The organism is Novosphingobium sp. SG751A, from assembly GCF_013149295.1.
Taxonomy (GTDB): domain Bacteria; phylum Pseudomonadota; class Alphaproteobacteria; order Sphingomonadales; family Sphingomonadaceae; genus Novosphingobium.
This window is the reverse complement of record NZ_JABGCB010000008.1, coordinates 131,215-145,349: the sequence shown is the minus strand read 5'-3', so window position 1 is coordinate 145,349 and position 14,135 is coordinate 131,215. Positions and strand designations below refer to the sequence as shown.

At 60.7% G+C, this 14,135-nt stretch carries 15 protein-coding genes; 5 read left to right on the top strand and 10 right to left on the bottom strand.

Annotated features, from left to right (window positions below):
• Nucleotides 1–363 precede the first annotated feature (363 nt).
• On the top strand, nt 364–699 hold the full coding sequence (locus FHW96_RS12610; protein ID WP_172340928.1) for a DUF1153 domain-containing protein: 336 nt from the start codon (nt 364–366) through the stop codon (nt 697–699).
• Between the two features lie 21 nt (nt 700–720).
• Here the strand turns inward: FHW96_RS12610 and FHW96_RS12605 are convergent, their stop codons facing one another.
• The 6 genes from FHW96_RS12605 to FHW96_RS12580 all read right to left on the bottom strand — a co-directional run bounded on the left by FHW96_RS12605 (nt 721) and on the right by FHW96_RS12580 (nt 5,208).
• The gene (locus FHW96_RS12605) at nt 721–1,161 is read right to left on the bottom strand and encodes a BLUF domain-containing protein (protein WP_172340927.1); all 441 of its coding nucleotides are present in this window, start codon (nt 1,159–1,161) and stop codon (nt 721–723) included.
• A gap of 19 nt (nt 1,162–1,180) precedes the next feature.
• On the bottom strand, nt 1,181–1,813 hold the full coding sequence (locus FHW96_RS12600; protein ID WP_172340926.1) for a LuxR C-terminal-related transcriptional regulator: 633 nt from the start codon (nt 1,811–1,813) through the stop codon (nt 1,181–1,183).
• A gap of 198 nt (nt 1,814–2,011) precedes the next feature.
• A complete protein-coding gene (locus tag FHW96_RS12595; protein ID WP_172340925.1) occupies nt 2,012–2,557 on the bottom strand; it encodes a DNA-3-methyladenine glycosylase I in 546 nt (181 codons plus the stop codon).
• A gap of 907 nt (nt 2,558–3,464) precedes the next feature.
• Nucleotides 3,465–3,845 carry a glycine zipper 2TM domain-containing protein gene (locus FHW96_RS12590; protein WP_172340924.1) on the bottom strand — a complete coding sequence of 127 codons (381 nt, stop codon included), beginning with the start codon at nt 3,843–3,845 and terminating at the stop codon, nt 3,465–3,467.
• A 350-nt stretch (nt 3,846–4,195) separates the two neighbouring features.
• On the bottom strand, nt 4,196–4,840 hold the full coding sequence (locus tag FHW96_RS12585; RefSeq protein ID WP_172340923.1) for a hypothetical protein: 645 nt from the start codon (nt 4,838–4,840) through the stop codon (nt 4,196–4,198).
• Nucleotides 4,841–4,875: 35 nt separating this feature from the next.
• Entirely contained in the window at nt 4,876–5,208 is a 333-nt protein-coding gene (locus FHW96_RS12580) for a PepSY domain-containing protein (RefSeq protein ID WP_172340922.1), read from the bottom strand.
• Nucleotides 5,209–5,457: 249 nt separating this feature from the next.
• On the opposite strand from FHW96_RS12580, the gene FHW96_RS12575 reads away from it, so the two are divergent.
• The 3 genes from FHW96_RS12575 to FHW96_RS12565 all read left to right on the top strand — a co-directional run bounded on the left by FHW96_RS12575 (nt 5,458) and on the right by FHW96_RS12565 (nt 7,906).
• Entirely contained in the window at nt 5,458–6,030 is a 573-nt protein-coding gene (locus tag FHW96_RS12575) for an NADPH-dependent FMN reductase (RefSeq protein ID WP_172340921.1), read from the top strand.
• A 129-nt stretch (nt 6,031–6,159) separates the two neighbouring features.
• Nucleotides 6,160–6,336 (top strand): CsbD family protein, encoded by a 177-nt coding sequence (locus FHW96_RS12570; protein ID WP_172340920.1) that lies wholly within the window; start codon nt 6,160–6,162, stop codon nt 6,334–6,336.
• Between the two features lie 607 nt (nt 6,337–6,943).
• Complete coding sequence (locus FHW96_RS12565) at nt 6,944–7,906, top strand: hypothetical protein (RefSeq protein WP_216650879.1); 963 nt, start codon at nt 6,944–6,946, stop codon at nt 7,904–7,906.
• Between the two features lie 42 nt (nt 7,907–7,948).
• On the opposite strand, the gene FHW96_RS12560 is transcribed toward FHW96_RS12565, so the two are convergent.
• The 3 genes from FHW96_RS12560 to FHW96_RS12550 form a co-directional block, all read right to left on the bottom strand.
• Complete coding sequence (locus FHW96_RS12560; RefSeq protein ID WP_371815705.1) at nt 7,949–9,187, bottom strand: glycoside hydrolase family 130 protein; 1,239 nt, start codon at nt 9,185–9,187, stop codon at nt 7,949–7,951.
• A gap of 61 nt (nt 9,188–9,248) precedes the next feature.
• Nucleotides 9,249–11,576 (bottom strand): glycosyltransferase family 4 protein, encoded by a 2,328-nt coding sequence (locus tag FHW96_RS12555; RefSeq protein WP_172341031.1) that lies wholly within the window; start codon nt 11,574–11,576, stop codon nt 9,249–9,251.
• 145 nt (nt 11,577–11,721) lie between these two features.
• A complete protein-coding gene (locus FHW96_RS12550; RefSeq protein ID WP_172340918.1) occupies nt 11,722–11,868 on the bottom strand; it encodes a hypothetical protein in 147 nt (48 codons plus the stop codon).
• Nucleotides 11,869–12,047: 179 nt separating this feature from the next.
• Here FHW96_RS12550 and FHW96_RS12545 point away from each other — a divergent pair, with 179 nt between their 5' ends.
• Nucleotides 12,048–12,287: a hypothetical protein gene (locus tag FHW96_RS12545; protein WP_172340917.1), complete on the top strand. Its 240-nt coding sequence runs from the start codon at nt 12,048–12,050 to the stop codon at nt 12,285–12,287.
• A 176-nt stretch (nt 12,288–12,463) separates the two neighbouring features.
• Here the strand turns inward: FHW96_RS12545 and FHW96_RS12540 are convergent, their stop codons facing one another.
• Nucleotides 12,464–13,927 (bottom strand): hemerythrin domain-containing protein, encoded by a 1,464-nt coding sequence (locus tag FHW96_RS12540; RefSeq protein WP_172340916.1) that lies wholly within the window; start codon nt 13,925–13,927, stop codon nt 12,464–12,466.
• Nucleotides 13,928–14,135 lie beyond the last annotated feature (208 nt).

Sequence of the window (14,135 nt, the reverse complement as noted above, 5' to 3'; positions counted from 1 at the left end):
GCTTTTTTGGATTCGTTGAGCGCAAGCTACTAATTTTATTTTTAGGTAGCAAGGTACTTTTTATCGAATGGAGATTTTTCGGATTTTCAAAGCAATACATTGAATTGTATCAACTATATGAAAGTATCCGCGATACCCCGGCATCAGCCGCCATCCCCAAAAGCGCAAATAGCGCCCGCCTCGGGATCAACGCAGGCCGCAGATCGCCCGCCAACCGTCCAGCCTATAATCGGAACGTTTGACAGCACAGCGCTTTAAGAACTCGGCCCCAAGCGCATCTAAGGGCTTTACCGTATAAGCCGCATACCAGCCTTAGGCTGGGATAAAACGTTGCGATCGCAAAATATTCCCCGGAGGTGCTGCATGATCGAGAATCAGAAAGTCCGTCCCGGCGTGATACGTGGCCCCTTGGGTGAGCCGTTCACCCTGGAAATGTTGCCATCCCCCGAAACGCGCCGCTGGGTGCCCCGGCGCAAGGCCGAAGTCGTTGCCGCAGTCAATGGCGGCCTGCTTACCGCACAGGAGGCCTGCACCCGCTACTCCCTCTCGCCGGAGGAATTCGCCAGTTGGCAGCGCGCCGTCCATCGCAACGGCCTTAACGGATTACGGGCAACCCGGGCCCAGCACTATCGCAATCTGTATCAACGCCAGCTTCCCGCCGATGACCATACCCCTCCGGACGAACCACAGCCGGAATAAGGCGCCCGCGTATATCACGCTTCAGGGCTTGTTTGCCTCTGCTATGATCACGAACTGCTCCAGCAGATCGATGACCTCCGACGTGTTGTGGACACCATTATGGAACAGGTTTTCGATCTTGTCGGCCACGAACAGCGAAGGCCCGGCATAGGCCAACGACCAGTTGCTGAAAATTCGCTCCACCCTGCCACCGCTCAAAAATGTCACGATGTCATGGTGCCGCCTGTCGGCCAGAATATTCTGGCGAATGGCCACGACGCTTTCGGCCGGCCCTTCCAGAAACTGGACAAAGCGCGAACCGGTGAACAGCAGGGCGCCTGTCACCTCCAGCGACGCATTGCGCGGGATGGATTTCGCAACAATATCATCGACCGCCCTTTGCGCCCATGCCGAGGGCAAAGCGCATCGACTGGCATAGAGCCAACCGGCCAGACCAAAACGATAAAGCGGCGACTGTGTCATGGGATGAGCGATCCTCTCTTCATGCCGCATCTTCATTTGAACCGGCAATCCCTGCCAGCGTGGCAAAGCGGATCAAGGCGACAAGATTATCCATGCGCAATTTCTGCATGATGTTGCCGCGATGCATTTCCACGGTGCGCACACCGATTGCCAAATCAAGGGCGATCTGGCGATTGGTCATGCCCCCCACAATCCTTTTGAGCACCTCTTCCTCTCTGGAGGTCAGATGTGCGCGCAGCGCGGCAGCCTCGCCGATGAATTGCTGATGGGCCACTTTGGCGGGCAGGATTTCATAGGCATAGTCTAAAGCCAGACGCACCTTGGCCATGGGGCACGGAATAGGCAGGCAATCGACCGCCCCGGCCCGCAACGCCTGAACCGCCTCGCGGATGGTGGGATCGACGCGCATCATAATGACCGGCATGTCCGAACGCTGTGCCAACAGGCGGCGGATCGTATCCAGCCCGCTGCGCTCGGGTCCGCGAATGGCCAGCAGCACGCAACCGGCCGGAAGATAGGATGCCGCCTCGACCAGATCCGCATCGGACGAAAAGGCCCGCGTTTCCAACCCCTGATGCCGCAAAGCCAAGGCGAACCGTCGTCGATAGGACGCATCACTATCCACGATATAGGCCACACGTTTTTTGAACACGGCTCTGCTCAATCCAAGCCCGGATCACGCGGGCATACTGACTTGCACCTACCCGACGTTAGATCCCGCCTCTAGCAGGCGATACCGTATCACTACGGTATCCTTGCCTTGGGAAGCGACCTCATACTGCCCGGCTGTGCCGCGCCCGCCGCTTTGTCCCAGATGGGCTGAACCACGTGGAAAACAAGCGGGCCTGTTTCAGGAATGGCAAAAACAGGAAGGCATGTGGTCATTCGTGATCCCGACCGCCTGCATCCAGGCATAGACAATCGTCGGACCGACAAATTTGAAACCGCGCTTTTTCAGATCTTTCGATATGGCGATCGAGAGTGGGGACTGCACATTTCGCACATCCCCCCTGATCGGCTCGCCCGATGTGAAAGACCAGCAATATTGCGCAAAATCTTCCCCGCGCGCCTGCATCTCGTTGAAGATCTGCGCGCCGCGGATGGTAGCCTCGATCTTGGCCCGCGCCCGCACAATGCCGGGATCGGCCATCAGCCTTTCAACATCATCAGCCCCAAAGTCTGCCACTTTGTGCGGATCGAAACCGGCAAAAGCGGCCCGAAACCCCTCACGCTTGCGCAGGATGATGGCCCAGGACAGACCAGCCTGAAACCCTTCCAGCATCAGCGTTTCCCAAAGCATCCGTGAATCGCGCTGGGGCACGCCCCATTCAGTGTCGTGGTAATGCTGCATCATCGGGTCGGAATTGGCCCAGTCACAGCGCGGCCGGTCTTGCATAAAAATCCACTCCAGAGGCGCATTTGCGAGAGGCCAAGCATACACAAAAACAATCGCGTTCATACCGGCACGCCATGGCGCGTCACATGTGGTCGCGGGCGCCAAGATCATAGCCTGTGACAGTATGCCTGGAACTTTTGCCCTGCGCTGCCTTTCGCGTTGTCAGGAGGGAATCTCATGGCCCAACACGATATGGCGACCAGCCCCCATCCTTGCCTTCCTATGCGCATCAGCGCTGTTCGGCGGGCGCTGCGCCGATTGCGTCCGGGCGGGCAATTGCATCTTTACACCGACAGCGCCATCATTGCCGGCGAGGATCGGATGCGATCAGCGCTGGACAGGCTGGCCCGTGAAACGGCTGTGTTATGCATTACCGCGAAATCGACCCCGACGTGTTCGGCGAAGAATTTGACCGCCCTCTATATCGCCACGTCGAACGCATTAACGGGGGTCAAGCCGGTCGCATAGGCCATCTGTTCCTGTGTCATCGGCAATTCATAGGAATCGCCCTCCAGCAATCCGGCGGCGCGCAATTGCATGGCAAATTCGCAAAGGAAATGGACAGTGCACCCCCGCGCATCGCGACGCCCGACATTGGCCGCTCTGGTGCGAGGCGCCGGTCCAATCCATCACTGATCTGTGGGCCCAATTCGCCCATACCGCAAACCCCTCGGCCAAGGGGCGCCCCCGATGGCCCGCCTATACGGTGACGTCGCGAAACGACAAAAATGGACGCGCAATGCCGCGTGATCCGCGATCCGGAAAGTGCAGAGCAGCACTTCATCATGACGCCGCCCGGCGTGAAAAATATCGGGCAAAGCTTTCGACGAGCCTATGAGGAATGGAATCCTCATAGGCCGCCATTGGTTTTACAACCTGTCGTGCCGCCGCCTAGGGGCAAAAGGCATCAGCGACAGGTGACATTGCCCCGGTCGATCTCGCGACCCAGCAGCCCGCCCCCGGCGACGCCCAGGATCGTGCCGAGCGTCTTGTCACCCCGACCGGCGATCTGATTGCCCAGCAACCCGCCCAATGCGGCCCCGACCACGATCCCGGTCGTGCCATTGCTGCGATGACAATAATAGCGCCCGTCATTGCCGCGCCAGATCCGGTCATCGCGGTTCATCCGGCGCGGTTCATAGCGCGCTTCATACCCACGATAATCGCGGCGTTCATCATGATCGCGGCGGCCATAAGCAGGAGCCCAGGGCGGCGGGCCGGCAAAAGCAGGCGTTGCAACCGGCAGCGCAATTGCGGCCAGCGCCGCTCCAAGAATGATCTTACGCATAAGGCGACCTTCCTCTTTTGGTTCATCAGCAGGTCGATCAATACGACCTTGATACAAAGATAGCGCAGCTCGATGAACGGCGGATTGCCCGGTATGGACGGGCTGCCCATCCCACATAAATCGCCCAATTCCTGAGCATTTACAGCATTAAAACAGAGGCATAAGGGAAGGCTGAATTATGAGATGAAATTCTGGAATGGCGCGGTGAAGGACCAAACATGGCATCTTCCTGCGCGTTTCCTGCCTGCGCTGTCTGGACAGCAGGCGCGCGACCGAGGCGCATCGCCCGGTCGCGCTGTGCTCAGCATAATCGGCGCCGCATATCGGTCGATACGCGACGCCATGCGGCATCAGTGACGCAGCATCCACCTGTCGCGCTCGGCGGCGATGTCGGCTTCCGAATAGGTCGGCGCGTCTTCGTCAAATCGGCTCCAGCCCGATCCTTCATACAGGCGTCGACGTTCATAAGGATCGACAGAGCCGGAATCGGCCAGCACATGCTGGGCGGTTTCGATCATGTCTTCGGGCACCTTGGCGCTGACCAGAGTGCCGCCGCGACGCACGCTTTCGGCATAGAATTCGGCTTCCTCGCGGCTGACCCCGGCATTGGACAGGGCGCCCACAATGCCCCCCGCGCCTGCTCCGATCACGCCCCCGGCCACAGCGCCCGCTGCCGCGCTGGCCAGCCATCCGGCCGCCACCACCGGACCAATGCCCGGAATGGCCAGCAGACCCAACCCGGCCAGCGCGCCCCCGGTCGCCCCCAGAATGCCGCCCAGCGAGCCAACCGCGGCCGCATCCCGGCCCGATGCCTGGGCCGCAGTCATATCCTCAGGCTCACGCAGACTGGCCGGGGCGCCCTTGACGCCGCGCGAGGCAAACCTGTGTGAAACCAGGCTGATGTCGCTTTCGGGAATACCGGCAAGTTCAAGGTCGCGCACGGCGTTCTCGGCCTGCTCAAAACTGTCATAAAGACGGGTGACGATCTTGCTCATGGTCAATCCTCTCTCGTATTATCAATGGCTTGTGATCAGCGATGCGCGACATTGCCCTTATAGTCGAGGGCCACACGGACCGGCTGCCCGTCAAGCTGGGCGCGGGCCTGCCACAGGCCGTCCGTGTCAAGCTTCAGTTGGTCAACGCGGGTATAGCCCGCCTTTTCCAGCCGCATCCGTGCCTCGCCTTCGGTGAACGAATTGCGTCCTTTGCCCAGTTGGCCCCATGTAATCTTGTCGGGCGATTTTATGGCCGGATTGGCGGGCGCATGATCGCTGGCGGTGGGCTTTTGCGCGCCCTGCGCCAGGGCCTGTGACCCTGTGGCCATGGTCGCGGCCATAGTCATGGCCAGGGTGATCAGTGTCATTCTCCTGTGCTTCATGTCTCGATCTCCTGCTGTGTTCGGGGGAAAGAACGGGCGCAGCGCAATGTTCCATGCCGCCGCTTTCTCGCGCCCGTGTCATGCCAACGGCTGATCCGATTTTCCTGCTGCGGCGGAACGGACATGCTCCGACATACAGGAACAGGCCGGTGATGGATCTATCCCGCCGCTGACCGCTTTCGCATTCAACCGGGCATCGCGCGAACGCGCTCATGCCAAGCGAAAGGACGCATCATGACGCAGTATATGATAGGCTATCTGGTGGGCAGTCTGGCGACCGACTCCATCAACCGCAAGCTGGCCAAGGCACTGGCAAGGCTGGCTCCCCCCGATCTGGCGCTTGAGGAAATCCCCATCCATGACCTTCCGCTCTACAGTTACGATTATGACGCGGATTTTCCCCCGGCGGCGCGCGCCTTCAAACAGGCGCTCGATGCGGCCGATGCGGTGCTGCTTGTCACGCCGGAATATAACCGCTCGATCCCGGGCGGCCTGAAAAACGCCATCGATTGGGCCAGCCGCCCGGTCGGCCACAATTCCTTTACCCACAAACCCGCTGCAATCATCGGAGCATCGCCGGGAGAAATACGCAGCGCCATCGCCCAACAGCATCTGCGCGCCATTCTGGCCGCTTGCGATTGCCCGCTGATGACTGCACCTGAGGCCTATATCCATTTTACGCCGGGGCTGATTTCGGACAACGGTGATGTCACCGATGCGCGATGCGAGCATTTTCTGCGCCGCTTCATGCAATCCTACGCCCAATTCGTCGCGCGGATGACCAAGCTGCGGCCAGCTACAGGGTAATTCGCAGGATCCACTCGCCGCGCGCCATGGGCGCTTCCCCGCAACCGCAGAGCGACCGATCATGGCGCAAGGAACATGCCCGCACATCCCCGCTTTCGATCCTATCAACATGGAAAAAGGAGTTATGCCATGGGTGAGATCAAGGACCGCGCCAAGGGTTTCATGGATGAAACCATCGGCAAGACCAAGCAGGCGATCGGCAGGGCCATCGACCGCCCCGACATTGAGGCCGAGGGAGACATTCAGGAAGCCAAGGGCGACGCTGAAAAGGCCAAGGCCCGCCTTGAAAGCAAGTTGAAGCCGTAAAGCAAGGGGGTCGTCATCCGGCCCCCTTTTGCTTTAACCTGCGGGCGAAACGGGATTTTCGGATAGAACCGTGCCTTCGTTCAACGTCTCGGCGGCTAAATGCACCGTTTCGTCACGCCGCGCGGAACATCGCGATGGTTCACCCCTTCTGCTGATGATCGCGTGGACCGGGCCATAACGGCCCGCCCGGAGACAGAGACGGATCATGTTGGTCCAGTCCCCACCGGCCGACCCCTCACACTTTCGGGCTCGCCATAGGCTCCGATCCACGCGATCACCCCCCAAACAGCAGGACCACGCAAAGCAGCGGGAGCGGGAGCGGGAGCGGGAGCGGGAGCGGGAGCGGGAGCGGGAGCGGGAGCGGGAGCGGGGTTGTCATCCGGCCTTTTCAATAAAAAGCCATAATGCAAATGCCGCCGGTCAGAAGCTAAGGGCTTCAGCTTAGACCCTCACAGAAAATGATCGAAGATTTTTGCTTTATCGCTGTGCCGATCTGTGTCGTTGACCGCCTCATCGCACGTGGACCCGGTCGCGCCGCAAGAAAGGGGCCGCTTCGATGAAATATTCTCCCTCTGCAATTTCTACAGGACAGCGAATCAACGGGCTGATGTCGGTTTCAGCCGCAGCGGCGCTGATCGAGGCGGGCGCGCCCCTTGCCATAGCCGGCCGGGCAGAAGCCCTGGCCGGCCTGCCGCGCGGTTGCTGGATCGGGGGGACCACCCCCTATCTGATGACCGAAAGCGGCGGATGCATCATTGGCGCCGATCAGCTCTTTGTCACCGATTTTTCGCATCTGGGAACGGTTCGAGTAAACCGGTATGATCAGGACAATCTGCAACAAATCACCGCAGAAGCGCCCCATAACGGCTTTGCCCTGACCATCATCCCGTTCCATTCGTCATGCCATAAACGCTTCGCCCAAGAGGCGGGGAGCTATCCTCAGGCCTATCTGCGGCCTGCCATCGGGTGGATCGCCGGTTTCGATCTTAATGACCAAGGCGCGCAGGCGCAGGTCTTCGACGGTATCACCGGCAGAAGCTATACCGACCGCGCCGTGGTCCTGCATATCCAATTGCCCGAGGATTTTACGCCGGTCATCAACATGATCAATCTGTTCGAGCGCGATGGCGGGCAGACTTTCCATTTCGACGATGTCAGTTTCTCGCCCAGTCATGTCGTGGTCGACGGCGTCCGTCTGCCCTTTGCCGACTATATCCGCTCAAGGGGGATGGGGCATGGGCGCCTGCCCATGGTCGGGGGATATGCGGGCGCGCATACCAACGTGTCGCTCCGCTCTGTGCATGGCAACAATGTCGAGCTTTATGCGCCGGTATTCCCCGATGTCGAATATGGCTTTGCCCGGCCGGTCAGCGACTATGCCGCCGAATTTCGCAAACGGTTTGAAAGCGGGCCGCGCGAAAGTGTCGCGTGGTCCTGCAACTGCATCCTCAATTTCCTGTATGGCGAACTGGAGGGCAAGGCTCTTGGCAGTTGCGCCGGGCCCGTCACCTTTGGCGAGATTGCGCATGGTCTTCTCAATCAGACCCTCGTCGAGGTGCAGGTGATCTGAATTTGCGCCCTCGCCCCTTGCCGGGGCGAGGGCGTCCGTGTCTCAGGACATGATTGCCATGATGTCGCTCAATGAGCCCAAAGCAAAACCGACCGCGATATCGGAAATGCCATAGGGCAACAGCAATTGATCACCCCCGGTCAGCATCCCGCCGCAACTGTACACCACATTGGGCACATAGCCCGCCCGGTCGGCATTTTCCGCCGTCAGAATGGGTTCGGACGAACGGGCGATCACCTTGCTGGGATCATCCCGGTCCAGCAGACAGCAGCCCAGCGCGTATTTGCGCATCGCCCCGACCCCATGCGTGATGACCAGCCAGCCTTCCGGCGTCAGGATTGGGCTGCCGCAATTGCCGATCTGGATGAATTCCCAAGGAAATCGGGGCTCCATCAACAGGGTGCCCTCATCATCCCACGTGTCCAGCCAGTTCGAGCGCAACAGGTAAAGGTTCTTGCCGTCCTGTCGGCCGATCATGCAATATTGCCCGCCGACCTTTTCCGGAAACAGCGCCATACCCTTGTTTCGCCCGGCGCGCCCCTGAATGGGCGTCAACTGAAACTGGCGGAAATCACGCGTGCGCAGCAATTCCGACCGGATCGAACGGCCCGAATAGGCAGTATAGGTGCCCAGCCATTCGAAATCGCCATCGCCATGGTCCATACGCACAAGCCGGAGATCCTCCAGACCATTGGCCTGCTGCTCGGTGATGGGAAAGATCACCGTGTTCGACAGCGTACTTTCCGGGTGGCACTGGACGGTGACGGTGCAATTGGCATCGTTGCGGGCGCAGGTGTCGGTCCGCTGGACGCTGGTGGCGAAGGCGGATTCAGGCCACAACAGAAAACGCCCGTCCGGCTCGATGATGCCTTCGCGAAAGGCGATCGAACTGATGTGCCCCTCGCCCACCGCGCGCAGCGACAGGATGAAGCGCAAGGCGCCATCCTCCATACCCGACTGGTTGGGGCTGGGCACGATGGACGGGTTCATCAAAGCCGCCGCCGCATAAGTATATTCATGGCAGAAAAAGGCCCCGATAAGCCGACGCCGCGCATCCGAAAGGTCATGCCCATCCAGATGCAGACTCTCGGCCACCTCACGATAACGCGCCTCGAACAAATGCTCTGTCTGCCAATGGCGATTGCCGAAATCACGGATCACCACATCATATTCATGGGCCACCTGCTCCTCGCTCAGGCCCATGACATCGCAAACAAGTCGGAGTGCGCGGCCTTCGGGCGCGTTGGTTGCCTGCCACCCCAGATGGAAAGGGCGCAGCACCACCCGCGAAGGGTCGGCATGCAGTCTCTGTTCAAGTATGCGCAGCGGACTGCGGGCGAGACTATCCGGTAGAGTTTCCAAGATCGGTTCCAGCTTTCGCATAAGGCCTTGCTTCCCGGTTCATTGCGGCAAGTGCGTAATGGCTCAGATGAAACGCAAGGATGGACTCCGCGCCGCTGTTTTCATTGCGTCCGCGCGGCGTTACGCCGTCGCAACAGCGCCCGCTGGCGATATCGGCCACCGCCACCCCGCGGTCATTGGCGCCAAAGAACCATTGATAAGCCTGATGCGCCTGACGGATCCAGGCCTCGTCACCCGACGCCATCCAAGCCGCGCGCGCCGCCTCGACGGCCGCCTGCGCTTCAAGCGGTTGCTGATCGAACGGTTTCCAAAGGCCTCGTTGATCGAAACTTTCCGATCCGACCGGGCGAAAGAAGCCCTGCGCCGAAGTCTGGCAATCCATGATCCATGCCAGCGTTTCCATGCCAGCATCGACCCACTCCGGCCGCCCCAGCATCCCGCCGCCCTCGATCAGCGCCTGAGACAGACGCGGATTGTCGTAAGCCAGCCCTTGTTCGAACCACAGCCAGTCGGGACGCCGGTGCATCGTGACAAGGCGCGCCAAAGTCTCGCAGGCAAGCGCGATCCGCTCGTTGGCCTGCGCGCTCTGCCACCCGCCGCGCAGCAGCGCGCAGCAGCCCAGCGCACCAAAGGCAAGCGCGCGCGGCGCATCAAGATCATTGAGACCAGGCAGAACATCGTCAACCATCCGCCCGGCCCAGTTCCGCAATTCCCGGATCGGGCTATGTTCGACGGTATGACCCAAAGCCCATAAAGCGCGTCCGTTGGAATCCTGGGATCCCACCTCTTCGCACCATTGCCGGTCAAAGCGCATGAAATTGCGAAAGCGCCCCGCATCCGGGTTCCACGCATGGAAAAGGAAGGCGCCATAGATGCCGCTCCACCGCATCCGCTCGGCCTCCGTGATGCCCTTGGCCACATTCATCAACATCAACGCGCGGGCATTGTCATCGGTGCAATAGCCATGGCGGCGGTCGGGCACCGGGCCAACGGCATGCTGCAACATGCCGGTGCCGTCGCTCATGTTCCATACGGCCGCCAGTTCGGGCACCACGGCCGGTTCAACCCGTTGCGGACGCGCGGCCAATGTATTGCGGACAAGATGCGCGCTGGCCCGTGCGAAATGGGGCCATGTGGTGCGCCGCCCGCGTTCATAGGCCCGGCGCTGCAATTCCAGCAGGCGCTGCGGGCTGGAGAGCAGGTCATTGACCGCCTCAGCAATCGCATCGGGCGCATTGGGTTCGATCAGGCACCCCACACCGTCTGCCAGCAATTCGCGTGCATGAACATAGGGGGTCGAAACGACCGCCTTGCCTAACGCCACGGCATAGCTGAGCGTGCCGGATGTCGATTGGTCCAGACCGGGATAGGGGCTGAGGTAGATGTCGCAGCATTCGAGCTGTTCGAGCAGATCCTCGATCGCCAGAAAGCGATTGTTCCATAAAATGGCATGGGAAACGCCCAAAGCCTCTGCCTGTGCCATCAGCCCCTGTCGATAGCTCTCGCCATCGCGCGCAACCAGCACGGGATGGGTGGCGCCCACGATGCGATAGACCGTGTCGGGATGCTCGCGCAGGATGGCGGGCATGGCGGCAATGGCGGTCTCCAGCCCCTTGCCCGGCCCCAGCAGGCCAAAGGTGGTCAGAACTTTCTTACCCGCCAGCCCCATGCGATGCTTGGCCTTTTGCGCGGTGCGGAAGGGGCGGTCGGGCGCGCCATGCTCAATCACCTCAATAATCCCGCCCGGCGCGCGATAGGTCGACATCAGCAATTGCCGCCCCTGTTGCGACATCACCATGACACGCGAACAGCGGCTGAGCAGATGCTCCATCACAGCGCGCTGGCCCGCCGAAGGTTTGGCCAGCACGGTATGAAATGTGATCAGAACCGGGGCAGCGAGCCGGTCGACCAGTTCGGCAATCAGCGCCCCGTCAGCGCCGCCGAAAATGCCGAATTCATGCTGAATCCACACCACATCGGCGCAACTGTCATTGATGGCGCGGGCCGCACGCAGATAATCCTCTCGATTCTGGGCGCCGATGACATGGACATCCTGCGCATAGACCAGCCCGGAATCCGGCCCGTCGAGCGCATAGACATCAATATCCATTCCCCCGGCATGCCGGATCAACTGTTCGCGCACATCTGCGGAAAAAGTGGCAATGCCACAACTGCGCGGGGCGTAAGTGCCCACAAGCGCCACGCGCAAACGCCTGGCGCCAAGCGAATGGCGCAGGAGGAAGGGCACCACTTCGTGGCTGGCGGTCTGTTCGCCCAACAGTGGATTGCCGGAATTTTGGTCGCCCATCACGAATGCCTCTTCCCAACCTGGAATCTAAATGGACCAGCAGCGGATATGTTCCGTCAAAGCCCGGAAACGCGGTGACAAAAAACTTCGGCGGCGCGCAATATGGCTCCGCAACGGATCCATATTGCGGATGCATCGGCCTGGCTCAGCCATGGCCGATCCACCAGATCAGCCCCATGCCGACAATGGCCAGCGCCATGCTGACCACCAATATGTAGCGAACCAGATGCGGGGTTGATCCGGCACGCGCCTTGTTGGTTTCCAGAACAATCCGTTCACCATCCTCTTTCATGATCTTTCTCCTTTCAGCGCCCGCGTTGAAGCGGCCGCGCCTGCACCAAGGCTTGCGCGTGCGCCATGAGGCAGGCCGTGCATTATCCGGGACATGAATGGCGCCGCGCATCGAACCTCGCCGTGCCGCAACGCTTTCCTATGGTGACAAACCGGAACAATCGAAAAGGAGATGCTGTCATGCGATGGTTGAACAGTGCTTTGGCAATGGTAGGCGCCTATGCCCTTTACCGCTGGCTGATGCCCTATTCGCAAACCGCCCCGGCCGCTTTCGCACCGGGCGAGGAAGCACCCGAAAATTTCGTGCAGGTCAGAAACGCCGGACCCGAGGCCATGCGTTCGCAGCATGACGATTGGGACAAGGTCGATCAGGCCTCCGACGAGAGCTTTCCGGCCAGCGACGCCACCGCCAAATATTGATAGCAGGGGCCGGACGCGGATCGTTCCCTGATCGCGGATTGCGCCGGGAACCGAGATGCGCTCCGGCCTGTCTGTTTGCCCTGCCCTTTTCGACATATCGCCCATCCTCCTCCGATCACTTGGCGGCAAAGGGCCGGCTCCCAAAGGAACCGGCCCGATTGATGATCGCCGCCATATCAGCGACGATTTTCCCAGCCGCTCCGCGCCGCTTCGGAGTGACCGCGCGGATCGCCCGACCATCCCTGATGCCGTCCGCCCTGCCGATCATCATCGCGCGATCCGCGTGACGAGCTGCGCGAGGAATAACCGCGTTCATCATGATCGCGCGAGCGAGCGTTATCGCGATCATCGTCATAGTCCTGACGGCGCGATGAGCCTCGCTCGTCCCAGCCACGACGCGATGCCTCGGAATGGCCTTCGGGGTCGCCGTACCATCCGCTGCGGCCGTGATCGGGATTTTCCCAGCCCCGCCGGGACGCGTCGGAATGGCCTTCGGAATCACCATACCATCCGCTGCGCCCATGATCGGAATTTTCCCAACCCCGGCGCGATGCTTCCGAATGACCTTCGGAATCGCCGAACCAGCCGCCATGACCGCGACCCCGACCGCTGTATTGACGATCATCATCGCGGCCGTAGCGCTGTTCGCTCCGGCGGCCGTAATCGCGATCATCATTGTCATCCCGCCCCGACATGCGGCTGCGGCTGACAAAGCGTCCTTCCTCATCGCGCGGACGGTCATTGCCCCTGCGCGACGAGCGATGATCATCGCCATCCTGGCTGACAAAGCGACCACGGTCATCGCGATCACGATATTGCTGATAACTAGCCATTTCCTTCTCCTTCCTATAATGGGATTGGCCCCGTTCTTCTTCATCGCGCCCAAACTGGCGCGTTTCATCCCGGCGAGAGCGTCGCAGGGCAACGCGGCCGAGGGATATCGGCGGGGTGGCGGCAAGCGGCCCGGCACTTTCAAGCTGGCTGCGTCTTGCGGTCATTCGTCTGGCCAATTCGGGCGTGTCGATGCCGCAGGCCTGCGCCTTCTGGAAAATTCCGCCCGCTTGCTCTTCTTCGCAGACATGGTGCCGCACCTGTTCGGCCAGCACGCGGAATTTGGCGTCGCGATAGGGATCATTCGACCGCCCGTGCATCAGATCGCCGATCAGGATCTTGACGCTGTCATGCTCGACCTGAGCATCATCGAGCGTGTCTTCCTCGGAAAAATGCTCGCGGCAGGCGGGATAGAAGATCTCCTCTTCGAGGATCGTGTGGATAATCAGCGCCTGCGATACGCGTTCGATGATGTCTGATCGGCGCTGTTCATCGGCATCTTCATATTGATTGAAGAGTTTTTCGACGGCCCGGTGGTCGGCCATCAACAACGCGCTGACATTTTCGCCCGCCTGAGGTCCGCCCGCTTGAGGCTGCGCCTTCCTTTTTGCCTCGTCGCCGGATTGCCCCTGACCGGATACAGACGCGGCTTTGGCGCCAACTGCGTGCCCCTCTTCCTTGTCGGGCCGGGGTCCTTCGGCCGGGTCCTGCGCGGCGGCCGCATTGGGCTGCTTTCGGCCGGCGCCCTGCGCTTTGGCGGCATCGGCGGTTTTGAATGTGTCCGGCTGTTCGGGCGTGCTGGTAGCCATCAGGCTCTCCTCTTCTTGGATCCGGAAGATCCGGGACCGGCAGGCTGTTTCGCGCTGCCGGTATCGGGGAGAACGGCCGACCGGGATGAACGATCCGCAACACTTGCACAGGTTAGCATGATCCGGCCCGAACCAGGCCCGGATCAACGTACCGGCATTTCTGCACGGCTGAACGTCCCCACGGTGGGCTCTTAACATATGTGAATCC